General features: G+C 39.3%; 23 protein-coding genes and 1 riboswitch. Of the genes, 22 read left to right on the top strand and 1 reads right to left on the bottom strand.

Going from position 1 to position 22,823, the window contains the following annotated elements; genetic code table 11:
* The first annotated feature begins 71 nt into the window (after positions 1-71).
* The 6 genes from ACZ427_RS14260 to ACZ427_RS14235 all read left to right on the top strand — a co-directional run bounded on the left by ACZ427_RS14260 (position 72) and on the right by ACZ427_RS14235 (position 7,958).
* A complete protein-coding gene (locus ACZ427_RS14260; RefSeq protein WP_461176650.1) occupies positions 72-1,274 on the top strand; it encodes a DUF4317 domain-containing protein in 1,203 nt (400 codons plus the stop codon).
* 244 nt (positions 1,275-1,518) lie between these two features.
* Positions 1,519-1,629, top strand: a riboswitch (SAM riboswitch).
* Between the two features lie 237 nt (positions 1,630-1,866).
* Entirely contained in the window at positions 1,867-2,535 is a 669-nt protein-coding gene (locus ACZ427_RS14255; protein ID WP_461176677.1) for a carboxymuconolactone decarboxylase family protein, read from the top strand.
* Between the two features lie 47 nt (positions 2,536-2,582).
* Complete coding sequence (locus ACZ427_RS14250) at positions 2,583-3,956, top strand: LLM class flavin-dependent oxidoreductase (protein WP_461176649.1); 1,374 nt, start codon at positions 2,583-2,585, stop codon at positions 3,954-3,956.
* Positions 3,957-4,016: 60 nt separating this feature from the next.
* Complete coding sequence (locus ACZ427_RS14245) at positions 4,017-5,528, top strand: sodium:solute symporter family protein (RefSeq protein WP_461176648.1); 1,512 nt, start codon at positions 4,017-4,019, stop codon at positions 5,526-5,528.
* Positions 5,529-5,801: 273 nt separating this feature from the next.
* On the top strand, positions 5,802-7,262 hold the full coding sequence (locus ACZ427_RS14240) for a CoA-acylating methylmalonate-semialdehyde dehydrogenase (protein ID WP_461176647.1): 1,461 nt from the start codon (positions 5,802-5,804) through the stop codon (positions 7,260-7,262).
* A 129-nt stretch (positions 7,263-7,391) separates the two neighbouring features.
* Entirely contained in the window at positions 7,392-7,958 is a 567-nt protein-coding gene (locus tag ACZ427_RS14235; protein WP_461176646.1) for an NADPH-dependent FMN reductase, read from the top strand.
* A 637-nt stretch (positions 7,959-8,595) separates the two neighbouring features.
* Here ACZ427_RS14235 and ACZ427_RS14230 read toward each other — a convergent pair.
* The gene (locus tag ACZ427_RS14230; protein ID WP_461176645.1) at positions 8,596-8,838 is read right to left on the bottom strand and encodes a MetQ/NlpA family ABC transporter substrate-binding protein; all 243 of its coding nucleotides are present in this window, start codon (positions 8,836-8,838) and stop codon (positions 8,596-8,598) included.
* A 313-nt stretch (positions 8,839-9,151) separates the two neighbouring features.
* Between ACZ427_RS14230 and ACZ427_RS14225 the strand changes: the two genes are divergently transcribed.
* The 16 genes from ACZ427_RS14225 (at position 9,152) to ACZ427_RS14150 (ending at position 22,819) form a co-directional block, all read left to right on the top strand.
* On the top strand, positions 9,152-10,153 hold the full coding sequence (locus tag ACZ427_RS14225) for an NAD(P)/FAD-dependent oxidoreductase (protein WP_461176644.1): 1,002 nt from the start codon (positions 9,152-9,154) through the stop codon (positions 10,151-10,153).
* Positions 10,154-10,170: 17 nt separating this feature from the next.
* Entirely contained in the window at positions 10,171-10,413 is a 243-nt protein-coding gene (locus tag ACZ427_RS14220; protein WP_461176643.1) for an indolepyruvate ferredoxin oxidoreductase subunit alpha, read from the top strand.
* 46 nt (positions 10,414-10,459) lie between these two features.
* Positions 10,460-11,776 (top strand): phenylacetate--CoA ligase family protein, encoded by a 1,317-nt coding sequence (locus ACZ427_RS14215; RefSeq protein ID WP_461176676.1) that lies wholly within the window; start codon positions 10,460-10,462, stop codon positions 11,774-11,776.
* A 55-nt stretch (positions 11,777-11,831) separates the two neighbouring features.
* A complete protein-coding gene (gene paaA / locus ACZ427_RS14210) occupies positions 11,832-12,815 on the top strand; it encodes a 1,2-phenylacetyl-CoA epoxidase subunit PaaA (RefSeq protein ID WP_461176642.1) in 984 nt (327 codons plus the stop codon).
* A gap of 35 nt (positions 12,816-12,850) precedes the next feature.
* Positions 12,851-13,156, top strand: a complete 306-nt coding sequence (gene paaB, locus ACZ427_RS14205) for a 1,2-phenylacetyl-CoA epoxidase subunit PaaB (protein WP_461176641.1) — start codon at positions 12,851-12,853, stop codon at positions 13,154-13,156.
* A 12-nt stretch (positions 13,157-13,168) separates the two neighbouring features.
* Entirely contained in the window at positions 13,169-13,960 is a 792-nt protein-coding gene (gene paaC, locus ACZ427_RS14200) for a 1,2-phenylacetyl-CoA epoxidase subunit PaaC (RefSeq protein WP_461176640.1), read from the top strand.
* Positions 13,961-13,988: 28 nt separating this feature from the next.
* Complete coding sequence (paaD, locus tag ACZ427_RS14195) at positions 13,989-14,510, top strand: 1,2-phenylacetyl-CoA epoxidase subunit PaaD (protein WP_461176639.1); 522 nt, start codon at positions 13,989-13,991, stop codon at positions 14,508-14,510.
* 2 nt (positions 14,511-14,512) lie between these two features.
* Positions 14,513-14,815 carry an EthD family reductase gene (locus ACZ427_RS14190; RefSeq protein ID WP_461176638.1) on the top strand — a complete coding sequence of 101 codons (303 nt, stop codon included), beginning with the start codon at positions 14,513-14,515 and terminating at the stop codon, positions 14,813-14,815.
* Positions 14,808-15,584, top strand: coding sequence for an enoyl-CoA hydratase/isomerase family protein (locus ACZ427_RS14185; RefSeq protein WP_461176675.1), 777 nt, complete (start codon positions 14,808-14,810; stop codon positions 15,582-15,584). The genes ACZ427_RS14190 and ACZ427_RS14185 overlap by 8 nt, the downstream gene beginning before the upstream one ends.
* Positions 15,585-15,598: 14 nt before the next feature.
* Positions 15,599-16,372 carry an enoyl-CoA hydratase-related protein gene (locus ACZ427_RS14180; protein ID WP_461176637.1) on the top strand — a complete coding sequence of 258 codons (774 nt, stop codon included), beginning with the start codon at positions 15,599-15,601 and terminating at the stop codon, positions 16,370-16,372.
* Positions 16,373-16,393: 21 nt separating this feature from the next.
* Entirely contained in the window at positions 16,394-17,908 is a 1,515-nt protein-coding gene (locus ACZ427_RS14175; RefSeq protein ID WP_461176674.1) for an aldehyde dehydrogenase family protein, read from the top strand.
* Between the two features lie 172 nt (positions 17,909-18,080).
* Positions 18,081-18,926 (top strand): 3-hydroxyacyl-CoA dehydrogenase, encoded by an 846-nt coding sequence (locus ACZ427_RS14170; protein ID WP_461176636.1) that lies wholly within the window; start codon positions 18,081-18,083, stop codon positions 18,924-18,926.
* A gap of 15 nt (positions 18,927-18,941) precedes the next feature.
* Entirely contained in the window at positions 18,942-20,138 is a 1,197-nt protein-coding gene (locus tag ACZ427_RS14165) for a thiolase family protein (RefSeq protein ID WP_461176635.1), read from the top strand.
* A 19-nt stretch (positions 20,139-20,157) separates the two neighbouring features.
* On the top strand, positions 20,158-20,934 hold the full coding sequence (locus ACZ427_RS14160) for an enoyl-CoA hydratase-related protein (RefSeq protein ID WP_461176634.1): 777 nt from the start codon (positions 20,158-20,160) through the stop codon (positions 20,932-20,934).
* A 21-nt stretch (positions 20,935-20,955) separates the two neighbouring features.
* Positions 20,956-21,843: a phenylacetic acid degradation operon negative regulatory protein PaaX gene (gene paaX / locus ACZ427_RS14155; RefSeq protein WP_461176633.1), complete on the top strand. Its 888-nt coding sequence runs from the start codon at positions 20,956-20,958 to the stop codon at positions 21,841-21,843.
* A gap of 28 nt (positions 21,844-21,871) precedes the next feature.
* Positions 21,872-22,819, top strand: a complete 948-nt coding sequence (locus tag ACZ427_RS14150) for an NAD(P)H-dependent flavin oxidoreductase (protein ID WP_461176632.1) — start codon at positions 21,872-21,874, stop codon at positions 22,817-22,819.
* The last annotated feature ends 4 nt before the right edge of the window (positions 22,820-22,823 follow it).

Here is a 22,823-nt window from a genome sequence, read left to right as displayed (position 1 = left end):
CTATGATAAAATGATAGAATGTATATAGGGAAATACAACGCACTGATTACCAATTTAGGAGTGGAACAACTTTGGACAAAAAAGATATAGCAAATATCCGTAAACAATTTAAAGTGGATAATGATTTATTGAAAATAGATGAAATTTTTAATGTGTACATCATGAAAGAATCCAGTGATATTTACCATCACCAGAGTTCGCCATTTGAAATGCTGGAGATTGATCAGAAAGAGTTGTTTATGGACAATTTTAAAAAAGTATTATCCGGTCAATTGGATGAAAAGTTATTTGAATTAAAGTTTCAGCGTGATGTGGAAAACAACAGTCAGCTCATTCTCCATCAAGGTCTTTTAAGTAATGATACAGAAGAATGGAAGGGGCATATGCTTCAGCTCGTAGAAAAAATGCTGAAGGATAAACAATACGAAATGGATATTGTTGTAACCTTTATTCGGGGAGAATATATGAAACCGATGAAGAACATGAGTGACGAGGCGGAAGAAAGTGAACGGGACAGGGTTTATTCCCATCCCTTTATTTTATGCAGTATGAACAAAACGCAGGATCCGAAAAAAGAATTACTTTTTGATTATGTCGAAAAGGAATTTAAATATAATATTGTTGTAGATCCAATTATCAATTTAAAAGCTCCCATATCAGGATTTCTATTTCCTTCTATCACGGATAATGCTGCGGATGTCAACCATGTTCTTTATTCGTCAGGGAAGAAGAATGAACTGAATTATCATTTTATAGAAGAAGTTTTAAATGCGGAAGAAATTATGACTGCTGCACAGGATAAATTAGTTTTTGAGGAAATTGTGAAAAACGTAGCTGGTGATCAAAAAATCAATACATCCACACTTTCGAATGTATACGAAGAGATTCATCGGGTCACAGAAGAACATGAAGAGGAAGATATACCGAAATTAGACTATAAAGATGTGGAACAGGTTTTAACAAGCAGTGGAATAGAAGATGTTAACACCGAAAAGGTTGAGTCCGCTTTTAAAACGGTGATTGATGATGAACGTTATGAGTTTAAAGCAAACAACATTGTACCGAAATATACTTCAAAATCTATCAAAATAGAGACGAAAATAGCGAATATCTCCATAAGTCCACAAGACTTAAGCCATGTCCGTCAAGTTCATTTCAATGGAAAACGTTTCTTGATGATGGAAGTGGAAGAAAACACGGTGATTGAAGGCTTTGAAATGATTCCGGAAGCTTTAATTCAACAAGCGCCGGAGGACAATGATACATCGGAGTAGAATGGGAAATATAACGCACTGTTATACTGATTGTAGTGCCAACACTATATTGTGGTTATATCATTTTTGTTAGATAAATTAGTGTAAAGTCAGGGTTTTCGCTATACTTCTAATATATTTCACTGTTTTCTTAGAGAAACTCTTGGTTTAACTGCTGAAAAAACAAAAACTTCACTTGACAGTTTTACTAGTATCCGATAAGATGTGAAGAAATCTTAAAAATTTAAAAATTAAATAAAGCAATTCCTTATCAAGAGTCGGGGGAGGAACTGGTCCTGTGATCCCGCAGCAACCGTTACTTGAAATACAGTAAAACGGTGCTAATTCCAGCAAGCATCCGCTTGAAAGATGAGTAAGTGTGTAAAGAAATTTAACCTCTTCCTCATCGGGAGAGGTTTTTTTCATTCTAATTGGAATAGATAGGAATCAATTACTGGGTATAATATTGTTTGAAAACCAAGTAATTTCATAAGGTAAGTTTAATTAATTTTAGGGAGGTGGTTAAAAAAGCAATAAATTACCTTCATGACCTGTCTATTAATTTATCACACATTACACATTACAAACCAAAATTAAAAATTTATGAGGAGAGATTACATTGACAAAGACTGATAGCTTGTACAAAAAATCGTATTTTAACCGGATTACTGAATTAAAGGAATATGCTCCAGAAGTATTTCAATCCTTTTTTGCATTTAATGACAAGGCATTGGCAAAAGGGAATTTGTCCGTAAAATCGAAGGAATTAATTGCCGTGGCGGTGGCACACATAACTGGCTGCCCGTACTGTATTGATTTACATGTGGGTAATGCAAAGAAAAATGATGCTGATAAAGAGGAAGTGGCGGAAGCTATTTTTGTGGCAATAGCATTAAAGGCAGGATCGGCAGCCGCACACTGTGTGAACGCCCTGAATGCATTTGACGGGCAAGGTGATGATGAGCTTTATAAAGCATCCTATTTCAACAGACTTAAGGAATTTGGTGAACTCAATGGTGATACATTCAAGGCATTTGCGGGATTTGATCAAAAGGCCATCAAGGCAGGTAAACTGACAGAAAAGGAAAAAGAGTTAATTGCAGTGGCGTCAGCACATACAACAGGGTGCGCTTATTGTATTGACTTGCATACGAAAAATGCTAAGAAAACAGGAGCAACTCTAGAGGAAATTTCTGAAGCTATTTTTGTAGCGGTAGCTTTAAAAGCAGGATCAGCAATTGCACATAGTGTGAATGCATTAAATGCTTACGACGAGGCTTAAGTCGTAAGCAAAGACCACTTAAAAACAAGGGAAAAGGAGTTCTAACAATGACAAAACAAATTCACTTAAATGGATTTATTCAAAATTCACCTTCCCCACACTCCACGGGATTGTGGAAACATGAAAAAGATCAGGGGACAAATCATAACCGACTGTCTTATTGGACGGAAACAGCAAAAGTTTTAGAACGCGGGAAATTTGATGCAATGTTTATCGCCGATGTTCTAGGGACGTACAGTGTATATGGGAATAGTCATGAAGCAGCTGCTCAACATGCTGTCCAACTTCCAGCCCATGATCCGCTGATCCCAATTTCCGCAATGGCCGCGGTAACTGAAAATCTTGGCTTTGCGCCAACGATTTCCGCTACATATGCGCAACCATACGCACTTGCGAGACAATTATCAACACTTGATCATTTAACGGAGGGAAGGGTTGCATGGAATGTGGTGACATCTTATCTCGAAAGCGAAGCAGTTAATCTCGGGCTTTCCGGTCGTCTTCCAAAGGAACTCCGTTATGACCGTGCCGATGAGTTCCTCGAGGTCGTCTATAAACTCTGGGAACACAGCTGGGATGATGATGCGGTTGTTCATGATCGAGAAAATGATACATTTGCACATCCTGATAAGGTTCGATTGATTAATCATGAAGGCGAATTCTTTAATGTACCGGGTCCGCATTTGGCCGAACCTTCGCCCCAACGTACTCCGGTTTTATTTCAGGCAGGAGCTTCACCAAAAGGACGCGACTTTGCGGCTAAACATGCCGAGGCTGTCTTTACCAAAAATCATTCGCTGGACGCATTAAAAGCCTATGTTGCAGACATCCGGAAGCGAACACAGGAACAGGGCAGAAACTCGGAGGATGTACTCATTTTTCCAATGATCCTGCCAATCATCGGGGCAACGGAAGAAGAAGCGTATGCGAAATATAGAGATTTGACCAACCATGTCAGCTATGAAGGAACAGCTTCTCTTCTTTCCGGTCACACGGGAATTGATTTTTCCAAATACGATCCAGATCAGTATATTGAAGATATAGAAACAGAAGCGGTTCAGGGAAATCTGGATATGTATACGAAAGATCCTAATAAAAAATGGACACTGCGGGAGGCCGTCAAAAATCACGGGCTTGGTAATGGCACCGTGAAGTTTATCGGTACACCCGAACAAATTGCGGATCGAATCGAGGAATGGGCTGTGGAAGGTGATGTTGATGGGTTTAATATCGCACAGACCTACTCACCGGATACATTTCGAGAGTTTGTGGATTTAGTTGTACCTGAGCTGCAGAGACGTGGCATTTACCGGACGGAATATGAAGGAAAGACGCTAAGGGAAAATATGTTTGGGAAAGGGCGTGCCCATTTGTCTGATAATCACCCAGCGAGAAAGTTTGCTGCCATTCAGTCGAAATAAGGGGGGCGAGTTGCCCCCCTGTACGAATGAACGAAAAAGTATACGTAAAGGAGGTCAGAAATGAGTACAATTACGCTGTATACATGGATTGGTTTTGCAATATTTCTTATTGTTATGCTTGTTCTTGGTTTCGTAAGTGCCAGAAAAACGAAGAGTGTCAGCGACTTTGCTACTGGTGGGGGAAACTTGGGGCCATATGTGCTCGGTCTATCCTTTGCTGCAACCTATTTAAGTGCCGCAACTTTTCTCGGCTATCCGGGCTGGACCCATGACTGGGGGTTATCCAATCTTTGGCTGTTTTTGGCTATGATTGGGGGCGGACCGATAGGGGTGTTGATGGTAGCCAAAAAGGTAAGAAAGCTGAATACGGAACAAAAATCACTTTCCCTACCGGACTGGCTCGGTGATTTTTATAATAGTGATATTTTAAGAGTGGGGACAGGACTGATTCTGCTTTTCAATATTTTTTATATAGCTGCCCAGTTTGTGGCGGGCGCACGAATTTTTGAGTATCTTCTAGGAATGTCATATACAAACGGATTAATATTCATTACAGCAATTGTTGTTCTTTATGTGTTTGCAGGTGGAGCATTTGCTGATATCTATACGGATGCCATCCAGGCGGTCATGATGGCGATTGCTGGTCTTGCTATATTTATTTCTGGGATTGTCATTTTTTGGGAGGGAGGTATAACTGCGACATTTACCGGCATTGTGGATGACCTCAGCGCCCAAAATGGAAATTTAGTGGAGGTATTTAATCCTGAGTCAGCTCATTTTTATTCCATTGGTGCAATCTCCGGTGCCATTATTATTCAATGGGCCTTTGCCTCCGCGCCGCATTTGTTTAATAAAGTGCTTGGTCTGAAAAATGAAAAGGATTTAGGAAAAATGATTGTGACCTATGTTATCACTGCTGCTTTCTGTCTACTTGTGCTATTTGGGGGGCTATATAGCAGAATGGCACTTGGTGATAATGTGGTGGAAGCTGACCTGGCATTAATGGAATATGCAGTTTGGGCTTTTCCTGCGATTATAGTAGCAATCTTTGGTGTGGTGATTCTTGCGGCGGCCATGTCAACAACAGATGGAATATTCGTGTCCATTTCGACCGTATTTGCCAATGATATTTTTCTGAAATACCTTGTTAAAAGAGGAATTATCAATATAAGTGATGAAAAAGCACAGAAAATGTCCCTGCAAATCAGTCGTTTGGCAGTTCCACTGGTAGGTTTAGCTGCATTTTTAATTGTGCTGCACCCGCCTGCTTATATGGGAGATGTCATGTGGATAGGGATTTCAGGCGTAGCTGCGGGAACGATGGGCCCTATTTTATATGCTATTTATAGCAAGAAGAAAGCTCCTGCAAGAGCTGCAGAACTGTCGATGACTATCGGTTTGCTTTCCTATCTGATTATCTACTTTACTGGTATCGTCCCAAGTACGATGTCGGCAGGAGCACTGGCTACTTTTATTGGTATTGCAACGATTGTGATTTTGGCACGAATACTGAAGAACCCTCAAGTTACTGAAGGGGAAAAAATAGAAAAAAATCAAACGCAGGCAAATTAGGGAAAGGGTGAGTTGTGATGTTTGTTAATCCAATGCTTTCCGTATGGTTGTATGGATTTATCACTAGTCTTATTATTATCGGTTTCTCACTTTGGAAATGGTATTTCGGCAAGTAGAAGGAGAAAGCAATGCAAAAGGAGTCAAGTTAGATTTAACACCATAAGGGTTTTTCATTAAAGGTTGGAATTTTAGGAATAGGTAGGTTACTTTGATAACTAATCTATTAATTTGGCGTATAATGATGGAGAAATGTAGAAAGTTGGAGGTTATACGATGACGAAAACGAAAATCGAAACATTGAAGAATTACATAGCTGGAGAGTGGATTGAAGCAGAATCGGACAGGACAGAGGAAGTCTTTAACCCGGCGACTGGAGAATTGATTGCATATGTACCTATTTCCTCCCAGGGAGATGTGGATCAAGCCGTGGAGAAAGCTGCTACAGCTTTTCATGAATGGAAGGAAGTTCCAGTACCGAAACGGGCGCGTATTTTATTTAAGTATCAACAATTGCTTGTGGACCACTGGGATGAACTGGCGGAAATTGTAACAATTGAAAATGGAAAAAGTTTTAATGAAGCAAAGGGGGAGGTGCAGCGTGGAATTGAAAATGTGGAATTTGCTGCAGGCGCACCTTCCCTAATGATGGGCGAACAGCTTCCTTCAATTGCAGAGGGATTGGAATCTGGCGTGTATCGCTACCCAATCGGCGTCATTGGTGGAATTACGCCGTTTAATTTTCCAATGATGGTCCCGGCATGGATGTTTCCCATGGCCATTGTCACTGGTAATACATTTATATTGAAACCATCGGAGCGCACACCTTTATTGGCAAATCGATTGGCTGAGTTGTTGGAGGAAGCAGGATTGCCAAAAGGGGTATTCAATATTGTGCATGGGGCACATGATGTAGTTAATGGTTTATTGGATCATCAAGGTATATCGGCAATCTCCTTTGTTGGTTCCCAGCCGGTTGCCGAATATGTTTATAAACGAGGGACTGCCAACTTGAAGCGTGTGCAGGCACTTGCCGGAGCAAAAAATCACTCGATTGTGTTAAAAGACGCTAATATGGAAAATGCAACCACACAAATTCTAAATGCAGCATTTGGCTCGGCGGGTGAACGTTGCATGGCTGCGTCAGTTGTTGCTGTCGAGGATACGGTCGCAGATGAATTCATATCTTTGTTACATCAAAAAGCCGATGAAATCAAAATCGGCAACGGATTGGATGAAGGAGTATTTCTCGGTCCCGTAATTCGTGAGAGTCATAAAGAACGAACCCTTAATTACATTGAAACTGGAGAAAAAGAGGGAGCTAAGTTGGTGCGCGATGGTAGGAAAGATGAGAACGCCAAAAGGGAAGGCTATTTTGTCGGACCGACGATTTTTGATCAAGTGAATAGTAAAATGAAAATCTGGCAGGATGAGATTTTTGCCCCTATCTTATCAATTGTCAGGGTGAAAGATCTGGATGGAGCAATTACATTAACAAATAAATCTCCTTTTGCAAATGGCGCATGTATTTTTACCAATGATGGAGGCAAGGTCCGGCAATTCCGTGAAACCATTGATGCCGGAATGCTGGGTGTGAATATTGGTGTACCAGCCCCTATGGCTTTCTTCCCGTTTTCCGGATGGAAAGATTCCTTCTATGGCGATTTACATGCTAATGGAAAAGACGGTCTAAATTTTTATACACGTAAAAAAGTAATCACCACTCGATGGGTTTAATTATGTCTGCAGGGAAAAGCCCAGTGTGGTATGCCATTTGGTCATTTAATGAAGGATTTAGACTTGATTGGCGAGGATTTTAAATTATAAGTAATACAGCAAATGATTGGAGATTGGAGGGGAGCGAGCGTGAATATTATTGGAATATCCGGTTCAAGGGTCGGTTCAAAAACAAGAACGGCCATGGATTACACCGTTAAAGCGGTGGCTGAAAAATACCCGGATGCACAAACGACATTAATCGATTTAGCCGAATATGATATCCAATTTAGTGATGGGCGCCACTACAGTAAATATGAAGGCGATACAAAATATGTAACGCAAATAATTATGGAGGCCGACGCTATTATTATTGGTACACCTATTTTTCAGGCGTCCATACCAGCAACATTGAAGAATATATTCGATTTAATCCCTGCAAACGCATTTCAAGATAAAGTAGTCAGTATGCTTGTGACAGCCGGGTCATCAAAGCATTATTTAATTGCGGAACAGCAATTAAAACCAATCCTCGGTTATATGAAAGCACAAGTGGTACAGACATATGTATTTATGGAAGAGAAGGATTTCTATCGGAAGGAAATAACAAATGATGATGTACTATTTCGGATCAATCGTTTGGTTGAAGATACGGTAGTTTTAACTGAAACATATTGGAAAATACGGGAGGAAAAAGAAGCAGTATATGAATTTTAGTAGATAAATTTAGTAACATGATAGATTGGCAGGGCTAGCCTTTCCTCAATTTCATCAGAGGAAAATTGTATGATAACCAGATCAATATCAGTGATGCGAAATGTTTATACACTTCGTAAAAATTATCTATATCTCCACCTTCACTACCCGAGGGTACTGAAAAGACCATTTAAAGAAACAAGAAGTTGGTTACCTACAATATGTAGATAATCAACTTCTTTGATTTACTATGGGAGTACGACGAAGCACCCATTCACCGAAAACAAAAATGTGTTTGCTTCAGTGAACTGTTGATAGGGGAAAGTTATATATGTGAAGTTATCCTTGATCGAAAAGTGAGAAGAGGTAAACATACGTTTTTATACACAATCTCTTGTCGGTTTTGACTTAGAGGGGAAAGAATGTTTTCGATGTGTGTCCGAACTAGTCGTACGCTTGTCTTGACAGAAGTATGAAAATAGAAAAAATATTTCATTTTAAAATTGAAAATCATCCATTTTTACTAAAATACTTGCACGAAGTTGATCAACTTCTTCATCAATCGAGTCGTACTTGTTGGAATACAGTCCCAGAGGTGCAGTTGGGCAATTTTTAGCTCGAATAAATCCATATCATGTTCCTCTGCAAATGATTCATATTACAATTTATGCTGGAACAAATTTGCATCAATATCCCCATTGTTCAAGGCGTTGTTCGGTTGGATATAATCACTGGGCTCCGTATTCTCCACCGTGTATCCTTTATCCTCAAGTAACGGTTTGAGCGCTTTGGTTACCATATCACTGCGTGGTCCGGAAGCCACCCCAAATTTGATTGTTGTTTTTTCCTCTGTAGCATCCCTACCCTTGAAATACCAAGCATTAAAGTTATTTAACTTCATCCTGCTTTAATAATTCTTGAATTTCTACATACACTCCTCATTTATCCACCTTTTTACCTCCATCAATGACTGGAATTAGATTGCTAATTTTCTATCACTTTAAGGTATTCGTTTTTATTTGTCGGAATTGTATACTTAATTAATTAGTCACAAAGACGAAACGATGATCCGAAATAGTGTTAAAATAATGATAAATTAATTAATCTTAATATTGACATAAATATAAATGGTTGATATTATACTTATAACAAATAAAATAATCCCGTATTAAAAACGTAATACTATTTTTCGTTATATATTAGGAGGTGTAAAAATGGAGGAAGATATGTATGATGTTACTATAATTGGCGGTGGTCCTATAGGACTCTTTTCAGCTTTTTATGGTGGTATGAGGCAATTAAAAGTGAAGATAGTTGAAAGTTTGCCGCAACTAGGTGGGCAACTTAGTGCACTATATCCTGAGAAATATATTTATGATGTTGCAGGTTTTCCAAAAACAAAAGCACAGGATTTAGTCGACCAACTAGTTACCCAAGCCAATCAATTTGATCCGACGGTAGTATTGGATCAAACTGTAGAAAGTGTTGTAAAAGTGGAGGAAGGGCATTTTCAAGTTATTTCTGATAAAGAAGTACATCATTCCAAGACCGTTCTAATTGCAGCAGGAATTGGAGCATTTAAACCCCGTCGAGTTGATCATGAACATGCAGAAAAATACGAAGAGAAAAATCTTCATTACTTTATAAATGATATGGAGCGATTTACTGATAAGGAAGTTTGTATATTAGGCGGTGGAGACTCAGCAGTTGATTGGGCGTTAATGATGGAACCGATTGCAAAGAAGGTAAACATTATTCATCGTCGTGATCGTTTTAGGGCCCATGAAGCTAGTGTCGAACAGATGAAAAACTCCAATATTCATGTGTATACCCCTTATAATTTATTGGATATTTATGGGGATGATGAGAGAATAAATGCCGTTTCCATACAAGAAAAAGATTCAGAGGAAGCGATCACCGTTGAATTGGATGAGTTGATTACAAATTATGGATTTGTATCTTCCCTTGGTCCGATTAAGGAATGGGGATTGGAGTTTCTGAAGAAGTCGATTGTGGTTAATTCCAAAATGAAAACGAATATAGAAGGTATTTATTCAGCAGGTGATATCGTGACGTTTGATGGCAAAGTAAAATTAATTGCTACTGGTTTTAGTGACGCAGCTACAGCTATAAGCAGCATTAAAACGTATGTTGATCCAAAGGCCCGTCAGCAGCCACAGCATAGTACGAGTTTATTCGAAAAAATAAAAGTTTAGTAGAGGAGGAATAACGAATGGCATTTGTAATAACCTCTCCTTGTCATAATGAAAAATCAGCTGAATGTGTGGAGGTTTGTCCAGTAGATGCAATTCATCCAGGCGATGACATGTTTTATATAGATCCGGATGTATGTATTGATTGTGCAGCTTGTGAGACGGTATGTCCGGTTGAGGCTATCTATGCAGAAGAAGAAGTCCCAGAGGAAGAAGAGGAATATATCGCATTGAATGAGAAATATTTTAGTGAAGCGACTTAAGTAATAACCAAGCAGGAGGTAATGTCAATTGTTTTTTAATAGAGAAATGGAAACGCTTGCGGATGAAAAAAAGGAAGCGCTGCAATTAGAGCGATTGAAAACTACCGTGGAAAGAGTGGCAGAGAACGTGCCATTCTATCAGGAGAAATTTGAAGAAATTGGTTTACGACCAGAGGATATTAGGTCTATCGATGATATTCAGAAGCTACCTTTTACTGTCAAGAAAGACCTGAGAAATAATTACCCATATGGACTTTTTGCAAAATCTGTTAGCCAATTGGCAAGATTACATGCTTCCACTGGAACAAGTGGGAAACCGACTGTTGTGGGGTATACGAAAAATGATATTGATGTATGGTCTGAAATTACTGCGAGAGCAATTGCTGCTTGTGGTGGTGAACCTGAGGGGGTGTTACATAATGCGTATGGATATGGTTTGTTTACCGGAGGACTTGGCGTCCATTATGGTTCCGAGAAGTTAGGTATGACAACTGTACCAATTTCGGGAGGGAATACAGAGCGCCAAATCATGATTATTGAAGATTTTAAACCAACAGTGATCACAGGCACCCCGTCCTATGTGCTGAATATTATCGAGAAGATGGAAAAGATGGGGAAAGACCCGCGTGAGAGCAGTGTGAAATACGGTATCTTTGGAGCGGAAGCATGGTCAGAGGAAATGCGGGAGACCATTGAACAACGGATGGATATTAAAGCAATGGATATTTATGGGTTAAGTGAAGTCATGGGGCCTGGTGTAAGTATCGAGTGTAAGGACGCGCAGGATGGATTGCATATCGCAGATGATCATTTTTACGTAGAAGTTATTGATCCAAAAACTTTGGAAGCTGTACCAGAAGGAGAAGAAGGGGAACTTGTTTTTACGAGTTTAACGAAAGAAGCATTCCCTGTTATTCGTTACCGTACAGGAGATATTGCCTCTATTACAAAAGAACCATGTAAATGTGGTCGGACTTCTATCCGTATGTCACGAGTAAAAGGACGGATTGATGATATGTTGATTATTCGCGGTGTGAATGTATTTCCATCCGAAATTGAAAGCGCTCTATTAGAGATGGAGGAATTTGTACCACATTATCAGCTTAAAGTAAATCGTGAAGGGGCGCTAGATAAAGTAGTCCTCAAGGTTGAAATCAGTGAAGAAGTCTATCAAGCTATCGATTGTGACATGAACCATGAAAAGATAAAAATTCTATCCACAAAAATATCTAAGAAGTTAAAGAGCAGTTGTCTTGTAACGATTGACGCAAAGATTGAATGTCCAGGTAATATTCCAAGGTCGGAAGGAAAGGCAATTCGGGTTATTAGAGAATCCCAAAAAGCAACGGTTCCTGGCTCGTAACATAGAAAACTAGATAACTCGTTAATAGATTGTATAAAAAGGAGGATTTTAAAAAATGGAAGCGATTCAATATTCCTCTGAATTAAGAGAGGAAGAAAAGTATGAGCATTTCATGCAACGAATTGAAGCGGATGAAAAGATTGAAGCAGATGACTGGATGCCAGATGAGTATAGAAAGGCTCTAATTAAGCTGATTTCATCCCATGGAGTTAGTGAAATAATGGGTGCCTTACCAGAGAAAGAATGGGTTCCCAAAGCACCGACGATTGACCGGAAACTTTCTATTATGGCAAAGGTACAGGATGAAATGGGGCATGGTCAATTACTGCTTCGTGTAACAGAAGACTTAAACAAACCATTCGGGAAAACCCGGGAAGGTATCCTTGAGGATTTATTCTCTAAAAAGCTGAAATTCCATAATGTATTTCACATGGCTTCACCTACTTGGGCTGACGCTGCAGTTATCGCATGGCTTGTCGATGGGGCAGCAATTCTTACGCAGACGATGATGCTAAAGACTTCCTATGGACCTTATGGAAGAGCACTGAAGCGAATATGCCAGGAAGAATCATTCCATGCCAAACATGGTGAAAGTCTAACTCTCGCATTAGCTGCCGGGACAGATCAACAGAAGCAAATGCTCCAGGATTCACTGGATCGCTGGTGGGAACCACTCTTAATGTTCTTTGGCCCTAAGTCCAAGAAAGATATAGGTAATTCCAGCGTTGATATTAATATTAAGTATAAACTCAGATCCAAAACAAATGAGGAATTACGTCAAGAGTTCTTGACTAAATATGTTTCTAAAATAAAGTTACTTGGTTTATCCATTCCAGATGAAACATTGAATTTCGATGAAGAAAAACAAGAGTGGAGTTACCAGGAACCTGATTGGAACAAGTTTAAACAAGTTGTATCTGGTAATGGTCCAAAATCGGACGAACGCGTTTCCCTTCGAAGAGATTCTTATAGAAGCAGTAGCTGGGTTCGTGAAGCATTGAGTACGTATTATCAAGGGAAAAAGGAATACGTCGGTTAAACATTTTACTAAACAGCAAAGAAAGGAGGATTTAAATGTCGGAAGAGTTATTCTATGAGGAATTTGAAGTGTTCAGCAGAAAAAAAGATGGGCTTGGCTTGGAGCATCGTTTTAGCCTGCTAGCACCTAATCGGGAAATGGCCTTTGTGATGGCAAAGGAAAATTTCTTCCGCCGGGAAGCGATGAAAGAATTGTGGGTTGTAAAACGATCCGAAATCAGGATGATGTCACAGGAGGAAAGAGAAGGCTTTAAGCACGTGGATAATAAAAGTTATCGTGAAACAAAAGGTTATGCAAATCTGCCAAAGCAGTGGAAGGCCTTTGAAGAAAAAATGAATTAGGGGTGTTTTGTAATGAATCAGGAAAACAAATATATTTGTGAATTACTTTATCAGTTAGCTGATGATAATTTCATTCATTCCTATCGTGGCTCGGAATGGCTTGGATTAGCACCCCATATTGAAGAGGATGTCGCTTTTTCATCCATTAGTCAGGATACCATGGGCCATGCCGCGATGTATTATCAGCTTCTTGAGGATTTAGGGGAAGGGAATATAAATGATATTTCCCATAAAAGAGACCCGGAGAATTTTCGGAATGCCATTATTTTAGAAGAGGTAAACGGACCAGGGAACTATCTAAAAGAACCAGAATATGATTGGGCATTCACCGTTGTCCGTCACCTGTTTTTTGGAGTTTTTAAGGAGATCCGTCTGGAATCACTTAAACAGTCAAGCTATGAACCTCTTACTCATGCGGCAGTGAAGATTTCAACGGAGCAATATTACCATCTCATGCACTGGAAGACTTGGTTCAACCAGTTGATGTCCAGTACGGATGAAGCAAGGGAAAGAATGGAAAGAGCAATACAGCGTGTTTGGGATGAATTTGATGGAGTGATTTCCTTAGGGAAGTATAGCAATGATATTAGTGATCTTGATTTCATTGCTCCGGAAGAAGAATTACGAACCCAGTGGCTTAAAAGTATCCAACAATTATTTGCTGAAGTGGACTTTTCAATCGAAGGGGCGCCTGGTATGAAAAGTGGGAATGGCCGAAATGGAGAACACACTGACGATCTGAATGAAGCGTTAAATGTTTTAACGGAAGTGTATAATTCTGATCTAGAAGCAGTAGCTTGGTAAATGACCTATAGAAGGAAGTGGCGGACATATGCCGGTAATTTCAGATAACGAACACAAGATGCTTCACCTGTTGCAAAATGTTACAGATCCGGAAATGCCCTTTATCAGTATTGTTGAATTAGGGATGGTAGAAGGAATAAAGGTTGAAAACAAACGAATGTCTGTAAAACTATTACCAACATTTAGTGGGTGTCCGGCTTTGGATATGATAAAAGGTGATGTCGTAAATAAGGTAAAAAAGGAAATAGCAAATTTCGGTGATTTTCAAGACATTGATGTGGAGTTCAGTTTTAATCCTCCATGGACGACAGATCGAATTAGTGAAGATGGAAGATTAAAGTTAAAGCAGAATGGAATCACACCACCTCCAGCTGAACATAAGGAGGGTGAACCATGGGAAATGGATTGTCCCTATTGTGATTCAAAATATGTGACGATGGATAATATTTTTGGGCCGACTGCGTGCAGAAGCATGCTTTACTGTAATGAATGTCAAAACCCGTTTGAAGCGATGAAACCAATCGCAAACTTATATGAAAAGGTGGATTAATTGTGGTAAAACTAATTGCATTATACAAACAACCAGAAGATAAGCAGGCTTTTGATGAACATTATACAAATGTCCATGCACCAATAACAGAAAAAATTCCAGGTTTACGAAAGATGGAAGTGACTAAAATTGTTGGTGCTCCTACAGGGAAAAGTGATTATTATCTACTTTGTGAAATGTACTATGATGATCATGACTCGTTAAAACAGGCAATGAAAACGGATGAATCCAAGGCATCAGGAAAAGATTTAATGTCATTTGCCGGTGATATCGTAACGATGATGATCGGTGAAGAGGTTGAATAACTACCAATATATTAATACTTGGATTGAGGATGAAATTGGAAGGATGGAACTGAATCGTCCAAAGGTATTAAATGCATTAAGCCGTCCAATGATAACGGAGATTGTAGACTGTTTATCTCATTTTGATCAATCCGAAGAAGTGAAGATTATTGTTATTTCCGGGGCAGGAAGAGCCTTTGCAGCGGGAGCGGACATTGATGAAATGGCGGATGATAATCCTATTACATTAGAAAACTTAAATCAGTTTGCAAAATGGGATAATATTCCTCAGATAAAGAAACCGATACTTACAGCAGTACAAGGATTTGCTTTAGGTGGCGGGTTTGAGTTGGTATTAAATGCCGATATTATATTTGCCTCTGAGGACGCGAAGTTTGGGTTCCCGGAAGTGAATATTGGTGTGATGCCTAGTGCAGGAGGAACGGTAAGACTAACGAAAGCACTTGGTCAAAGAAAAGCATTGGAATGGCTTTGGACCGGTGAGCAAATGCATGTTGAGGCAGCCTATCAGTATGGATTAGTCAATCGAATTGTTCCTGCAGAGCTTTTAATGGAAGAAACGCTTGCCTTTGCGAAGAGACTTTCTAAACAAGCCCCCCTTTCCCTGCGTTTAATCAAAGACACTGTGGGTAAAAGTGAAGATCTTCCCGTCTATGAGGCGATGCAATATGAAAGAAAGAACTTTTATTTACTTTTTGCCTCAGAGGATCAAAAAGAAGGAATGATTGCATTCAAAGATAAGCGATCTCCCACGTTTAAAGGGAAATAGGAGGGATGCTCTAGATGTACGAAACATTAAAATATGAAATAAACAATCAAGTGGGCTGGCTAACCTTAAATCGTCCAGAAAAGTTAAATGCATTTACGGAACAAATGAATAAGGAAGTTATTCAGGCTTTAAAATCCTTTCAGAAAGATGCTGAGGTCCGGGCGATTGTCATTACTGGTAAGGGAAAAGCATTCAGTTCTGGCGAGGATCTGAGCGGGTTACATGCGGACGTGGATCATCGTGAAATGATTCTTACGCGTTACAAACCAATGATGGAACAGTTGGCAAAAGTGGAAAAGCCGACAATTGCTGTAATAAATGGAGCTGCAGCCGGGGCAGGGTTCAGTTTTGCATTAGCTTGTGATTTCCGGATTGCATCGGAAAAAGCATCTTTTATTCAAGCATTTATAAATATTGGTCTGATACCTGATTCAGGGAGTTTGTATTATCTCCCTCGTATTATAGGGATGGCGAAGGCCTTGGAACTAACGATGCTAGGAGAAAAAGTGAAAGCAAATAAAGCAAAAGAATATGGTCTCGTTACAAAAGTTGTTTCACAAGATACCTTGGAGGAAGAAACGCAAGCGTTTGCTGAAAACCTTGCATCAAAGCCAACGAAAGCTATAGGGTTAATCAAACGTTATATGCAACAGTCATTTGAAACACCATTGGATGAGATGCTTGATAACGAAGCATATGGTCAGAAAATTGCTGGTACAACTGAGGATTATAAAGAAGGTGTAACGGCCTTTTTTGAAAAGAGACAATCTGAATATAAGGGATACTAATATAGAAGGAGAGTAATTATGATGTTAAAAACAGAAGAAAAATCAATTCCAACAGAAGTAAAAAGAGATGCGTATAAGATGGTCATTAACGGGAAATTGGCCGATGCTGAATCAGGAGAAGTAATTAAGACCTATAATCCAGCAACAGGAGAAGTTATTGCAGAGGTCCCAAAGGCGGGGTTGAAAGATGTTGATATAGCAGTAGAAGCAGCTAGAAATGCCTTTGATTTTGGTAAATGGAAAAAGTATCCTGTTGGTAAGCGTGCGAGGGTTTTAAATAAAATTGCTTCTATTATGCGGAGCCGTTTTAAGGAATTAGTTGAAATTGAGGTATTAAATAGCGGAAAAACAATATCCGCCGCACAAGGCCAAGTATCCCAGGCTATTGAAGACTTTGAATTTTATGCAGGTGCCATTGTAGGACATCGTGGAGAAGTAAATAATGTTCCGGGACAGTTTTTCAATTATACCCAAAAGGAACCAATTGGTGTTGCTGCACAGATTATTCCTTGGAACTACCCAATGATGATGGCTGCTTGGAAGATAGCACCAGCCATAGCAGCAGGTTGTTCGGTCGTATTGAAGCCAGCTAGTTTGACACCGATCACTGCAATCCTTCTAACAGAAATTTGTCAAGAAGCGGGTGTACCTGAGGGTGTAGTTAACGTTGTTACGGGTCCAGGAGCAACAATTGGCTCTTATTTATCAGAGCATGAAGGTGTAGATAAAGTAGCATTTACTGGTGAAACGTCCACAGGTAAAGACATTATGGCAAAGGCATCTCAAACACTAAAACGCACCACATTGGAATTGGGGGGGAAGTCTCCTAACCTTGTATTTCCAGATACTGATTTAGAGGCCGCTATTAACGGTTCTCTATTTGGAATTTTCTACAATACAGGTCAATCCTGTGAGGCAAGATCTCGTTTATTTGTCCATGAAGATATATATGATGATTTCATGGAAGGTTTCGTAGCAAAAACAAAAAAAATGGTTGCAGGGGATCCATTATCACCTGAGTCACATATCGGAGCGATTATCAGCCAAGGACAATTGGATAAAATCGATGAACATGTTCAAAGTGCAGTAAAAGAGGGGGCAACAGTAGTAGCCGGAGGCCAGGCCTTAGAGGTAGAAGGTTTTGAAAACGGATACTGGTATGCACCAACCATTCTTATTGATGTAACGAATGATATGAAAATAGCTCAGGAAGAAGTTTTCGGCCCAGTAGTCGTTGTAATGAAATTCACAGATGAAAAAGAGGCTGTCAAACTTGGTAATGATACGGAATATGGTCTTGCAGCATCTATTTGGGCAAAAGATCAAGGGTTAATTAAACGTGTAGCAGATAAATTACAAGCAGGGGTTATTATGGTGAATTGCCCATTCTCCGCATTTCCGGGCACTCCATTCGGAGGATATAAACAATCCGGGTTTGGTCGTGAACTGAGTATTGAATCGCTGGATCTTTATACAGAAACCAAAAGCATACTTTCTTATGCAGGGTCAAAACCGCTAAATCCTTTGAACATATAGTTAACGCGTATAAGCGAGAAGCTATTTATTTTATGGTTTTTAAAGTTTGTTGTTCAACAAAAATGATAACCTACTAAAAAAGCCTTATTTAAATAATACGGTATGATGATAAAAGGCGAACTGCATAAGAAGGTTCGCCTTTTATCAATCAACTTTCATGGGAGGATTTTGGATGAATGTAGTAATTGTTGGAGCAGGTGTTATGGGGCGCGGAATCGCATATGTGAGTGCCTTAGGTGGATATGAAGTGAGGTTAGTAGACCTCAATGAAGAGGTGTTGCAAAGTGCTGAGACCGAAATAGATAAGAATTTTGAAAAGGCTATTACCCGAGAGAAACTCACGAATCTAGAAGCTGAACGAGCAAAAGAAAGATTAGCGTTTGTGACGAAAATGGAGCGAGCAGTAAAAGGGGCTGATCTAATTATTGAAGCAGTTCCGGAAAAGAAAGAATTGAAGAAAAACATATTTGAAACAATCGATCAAATTGCGCCAAAGGAATGTGTATTTGCGTCAAATACATCGACCATAAGTCCGACGGAAATTGGCTCTTATACCAATCGTCCTTCTGCTGTGATCGCCATGCATTTCTTTAATCCAGTACATAAAATGCCGTTGGTTGAGATTGTACGTGGTTTGGAAACAAGTGATGAAACTGCTCAATTTGTGGAAACAGCTGCAAAACAGATGGGAAAAGAAACCGTAGTTGTCAATGATTTTCCAGGATTTGTGACGAGTCGGATTAGCTGTCTTGTAGGAAATGAAGCTTTCTATATGCTTCAAGAAGGCTTAGGCACAGCTGAAGATATAGATAAAGCAATTAAGCTAGGCTTAAATTATCCGATGGGGCCGTTCGAATTAGTTGATTTAGTTGGGTTAGATGCCCGTCTGAACAACCTCCGCTATCTACATAGTACATTGGGTGAGAAATATAGACCTGCTCCATTGCTGGAAAAATACGTAAAAGCCGGAAGATTGGGTAGGAAATCAGGAACAGGTGTCTATGACTATACAAATTAAGGTGAGTGATGAATCATGAAAGAAGTTGTTATTGTTGATGCACTAAGAACTCCAATTGGCCGTTACAAGGGAGCGTTAAAGGATGTGCGCCCAGATGATTTGGCTTCACATGTCATAAAAGGGATTGTAGACCGACAACCTGGTTTACCTGTTGATGATATAGAAGAAGTTATTTTAGGGAATGCAAATGGTGCTGGTGAAGAGAATCGAAATGTCGCAAGAATGGCTGTATTACTCGCAGGACTTCCTATTGGAGTAACTGGTACAACTATCAATCGTTTATGTGGATCTGGCCTTGATGCTGTAAATATGGCAGCAAGAGCGATTATGGTAGGTGACGGCGATATTTATATTGCTGGTGGAACAGAAAGCATGACGAGAGCACCCTACGTGATGGCTAAACCTTCCAAGGAATTTCCACGAGGATCAATGGAACTTTTAGATACAACGATCGGTTGGCGCTTTACAAACCCAAGGCTAAAGGAAATGTATGGATCGGACAGTATGCCTCAAACTGCAGAGAATGTCGCTCAAAAGTTCAATATTTCCAGGGAAGAACAAGATGAATTTGCATATAGTAGTCAGATGAAAGCCAAGAAAGCAATGGAAAGTGGTCGTTTTAATGACGAGATCATTCCAGTTACATTTGAAAAAAAGGGGGAAACCATCACAGTGGATACGGATGAACATCCACGTCCGAATACAAGTACTGAAAAACTTTCCAATTTAAAACCAATATTTCAAGATGGTACGGTTACTGCCGGGAATGCATCGGGTGTAAATGACGGTGCGTCAGCTGTATTATTAATGAGTGCTGAAAAGGCTGATGAATTAGGTGTTAAGCCAATGGCACGTTATGTTTCAAGTGCAGCGGCGGGTGTTGAACCCCAATATATGGGACTTGGGCCTATTCATGCGTCGCGAAAAGCAATGAAACGAGCAGGAATTGGTATTAATGAGATTGACTTAGTTGAATTAAATGAAGCATTTGCCTCTCAGTCTCTTGAATGCGTCAAACAGCTTGAACTAAACACGGATATTGTCAATGTTAATGGTGGAGCAATCGCGTTTGGCCATCCATTAGGAGCAAGTGGAGCAAGGATCCTAACCACCCTCGTTCATGAAATGAAGAAAAGAGACGCCAATAAAGGGCTCGCGACCATGTGTATTGGGGTCGGCCAAGGTATTGCAACAGTAGTTGAAAACATATAATTTGAAAGGAGGATATAAGTTGGATAACATTCAATTTAAAGTGGAAAATAAAATCGCCTATATAACGATAGACAGACCTGAAGTATTAAACTGCTTTAATTTTAGCACATTAGTAGAGTTAGAAGAAGTCATTCAAAACATAGCTATAGATAAAGAGGTTCAGGCTGTTATTTTCACAGGTGTAGGTTCAAAGGCTTTTAGTGCTGGAGCGGATTTAAAAGAACGAAAAACGTTGAATGATAAAGAAGTACGAAGAAATGTAAAAAAAATCAGTGATGTATTTAATCAAATTGCTGAACTTCCGCAACCAACCATTGCAGCAATAAATGGATACGCATTTGGTGGTGGTTTCGAATTAGCCCTTGCTTGTGATTTTCGTTATGCTGTATCTCACGCTATTATCGGACTTACAGAAACGAGCATGGGGATTATACCTGGAGCTGGTGGGACACAACGCCTCCCACGTTTAATTGGAATGCCAAAAGCAATGGAATTAATATTAACTGCAAAACGTTTGCCAGCTGATGAAGCTTATTTATGTGGAATCATCAATCAAATCACCAGTCCATCCGAATTAACCGCTATTTGTGAAGAATTAGCTACAGCGATAATGAAAAATGCCCCAGTAGCAGTCAAGCAAGCTAAATTTGCCATGCGAAATGGTTTGGATATTGATATAAACACAGGTTTGCAACTAGAAGCAAATGCTTATGAGTTAACCATTCCAACAAAGGACCGAACCGAGGCTTTATCTGCGTTTAACGAGAAGAGGCCCCCTGTGTTTATAGGCGAGTAATAAGTATGTAAGGAGTATATTATGGATAAAAAACCGAATACTAGATCTATGATTTTTACCTTATATGGGGATTATATTCGCCGATATGGAAACGAGATATGGATTGGAAGTCTTATCGAACTTTTAGAGGCATTTGAACAGAACCCTCAAGCAGTCAGAGCTGCTATTTCAAGAATGCATAAACAAAACTGGCTCGCCAGTCGTAAAGAGGGGAACAAGAGTTATTATTCGCTTACGAAACAAGGAATTAATAGGATGAATGAGGCTGCAGGCAGAATTTATCAGATTGAACCAAAACATTGGGATGGCAAGTGGAGAATGTTTTTGTATACTATTCCAGAAAAAAAACGCCAAATTAGAGATGAACTAAGAAAAGAGTTAACTTGGAGTGGGTTTGGTTTCTTATCAAATAGTCTTTGGGTAACCCCAAATGATTTATCTTCTGAATTAAATGATATTATTGAAAGATATAACATAGAAGATTATGTGCATGTGTTCACTTCAGAGAATATTGGGCCAAAGTCAGATGAACAAATTATTAAAGAATGTTGGAATATTGATTATTTAAATGAACGATACGAGGTATTTATAAATAGATATCAAGAAAAATATGAAATGGATCGTTTGAGAATGGAAAGAGGGGATATTAGCGCGAAAGAATGTTTTGTAAATCGTACAAAATTAGTGCACTATTATCGAAAATCCCTATTTATTGATCCTGGTCTTCCAAGAGAATTACTGCCAAAAAAATGGATGGGAGAAAAAGCAGCTAAATTATTTAATAATTATTATAACCTTCTTGTTCAACCAGCTAATATGTTTTATGAAAAAATATATGCAAAGGGCTATGATCATATTAAAAAAAGCAGTGAATTTGATATATACAATTCGCCTTATATACCGGATTAAATATAAAACTAGATTGGAAGTGTGAAATATGGATAATCCAGTCTCTAATCTATTAGGTATTAAATTTCCAATTATTCAGGGGGGGATGGGGAATATTAGTGATCCTCATTTAGCGGCGACAATATCTAATACAGGCGGTTTAGGCACAATTGGTGTTGGAACTTTGCCTATTGAGGAAATTGTGGCAAACATAAAAACAATGAAGGAAAATACAGAGAGACCTTGTTGCGTTAACATACCGATTTCCGTACATCCTCATGTTCATCAGGTAGTAGAAAAAGTGCTCCATTTTAAAGTACCTGTGGTCTCTTTATCCGCCGGGAACCCGGCAGAATTCATTCCGGAATTTAAAAAGCATGGCATTAAAGTTATTTGTGTTTCTTCCACTTTAAGACAGGCGAAAAAGGCGGAAAAAGCTGGTGCTGATCTGATTGTATGCGAAGGGTATGAAGCAGCGGGAATTAATGCTCTAAATGAAAGTACTACTATGACACTTATTCCTCAAGTAGCTAAGGAATTATCAATTCCTATTATTGCTGCTGGAGGCATAGCCGATGGCAGAGGTTTGGCAGCTGCCATCTCTCTAGGTGCGTCTGGTGTTCAAATGGGAACTCGATTTGTGGCTACAGAGGAAGCGGTATTTCACGACAATTATAAGCAAGCAATTCGTGAAGCAACTGATGAGTCTACGATTATTGTTGGGCGTGGATTCAATAATATCCGCAGAATTATGAAAAGTAAGTATGCGGAGGAATTATTAAATATGGAAAAAGAAACTAATGTAGAAGAATTTATAGATAAGACGAGTGAAAGTTATCATCAAGTTGGAGCAATGAATGGGGATACAAAAAGTGGCTTTATTAACAGTGGTCAGATCGCTGGATTGATTAATGACTGCCCTTCTGTAGAAGAGTTGATGGAGACGATGGTTGTAGAAGCAAAGGAAACGTTAAAGGTCAGTATGGGATTATTATAAGATA

The organism is Virgibacillus ainsalahensis (genome assembly GCF_055380755.1).
Note: the sequence above shows the minus strand (reverse complement) of the source record. Positions and strands in the feature narration are given on the sequence as shown.

Excerpts from the sequence above, each read along its gene's own strand:
- ACZ427_RS14250 (WP_461176649.1), top strand. The coding sequence starts at position 2,583 with ATGACAAAACAAATTCACTTAAATGGATTTATTCAAAATTCACCTTCC.
- ACZ427_RS14245 (WP_461176648.1), top strand. The coding sequence starts at position 4,017 with ATGAGTACAATTACGCTGTATACATGGATTGGTTTTGCAATATTTCTT.
- ACZ427_RS14240 (WP_461176647.1), top strand. The coding sequence starts at position 5,802 with ATGACGAAAACGAAAATCGAAACATTGAAGAATTACATAGCTGGAGAG.
- ACZ427_RS14230 (WP_461176645.1), bottom strand. The coding sequence starts at position 8,838 with ATGAAGTTAAATAACTTTAATGCTTGGTATTTCAAGGGTAGGGATGCT.
- ACZ427_RS14225 (WP_461176644.1), top strand. The coding sequence starts at position 9,152 with ATGGAGGAAGATATGTATGATGTTACTATAATTGGCGGTGGTCCTATA.
- ACZ427_RS14220 (WP_461176643.1), top strand. The coding sequence starts at position 10,171 with ATGGCATTTGTAATAACCTCTCCTTGTCATAATGAAAAATCAGCTGAA.
- ACZ427_RS14215 (WP_461176676.1), top strand. The coding sequence starts at position 10,460 with ATGGAAACGCTTGCGGATGAAAAAAAGGAAGCGCTGCAATTAGAGCGA.
- paaA (WP_461176642.1), top strand. The coding sequence starts at position 11,832 with ATGGAAGCGATTCAATATTCCTCTGAATTAAGAGAGGAAGAAAAGTAT.
- paaB (WP_461176641.1), top strand. The coding sequence starts at position 12,851 with ATGTCGGAAGAGTTATTCTATGAGGAATTTGAAGTGTTCAGCAGAAAA.
- paaC (WP_461176640.1), top strand. The coding sequence starts at position 13,169 with ATGAATCAGGAAAACAAATATATTTGTGAATTACTTTATCAGTTAGCT.
- paaD (WP_461176639.1), top strand. The coding sequence starts at position 13,989 with ATGCCGGTAATTTCAGATAACGAACACAAGATGCTTCACCTGTTGCAA.
- ACZ427_RS14180 (WP_461176637.1), top strand. The coding sequence starts at position 15,599 with ATGTACGAAACATTAAAATATGAAATAAACAATCAAGTGGGCTGGCTA.
- ACZ427_RS14175 (WP_461176674.1), top strand. The coding sequence starts at position 16,394 with ATGTTAAAAACAGAAGAAAAATCAATTCCAACAGAAGTAAAAAGAGAT.
- ACZ427_RS14170 (WP_461176636.1), top strand. The coding sequence starts at position 18,081 with ATGAATGTAGTAATTGTTGGAGCAGGTGTTATGGGGCGCGGAATCGCA.
- ACZ427_RS14165 (WP_461176635.1), top strand. The coding sequence starts at position 18,942 with ATGAAAGAAGTTGTTATTGTTGATGCACTAAGAACTCCAATTGGCCGT.
- paaX (WP_461176633.1), top strand. The coding sequence starts at position 20,956 with ATGGATAAAAAACCGAATACTAGATCTATGATTTTTACCTTATATGGG.
- ACZ427_RS14150 (WP_461176632.1), top strand. The coding sequence starts at position 21,872 with ATGGATAATCCAGTCTCTAATCTATTAGGTATTAAATTTCCAATTATT.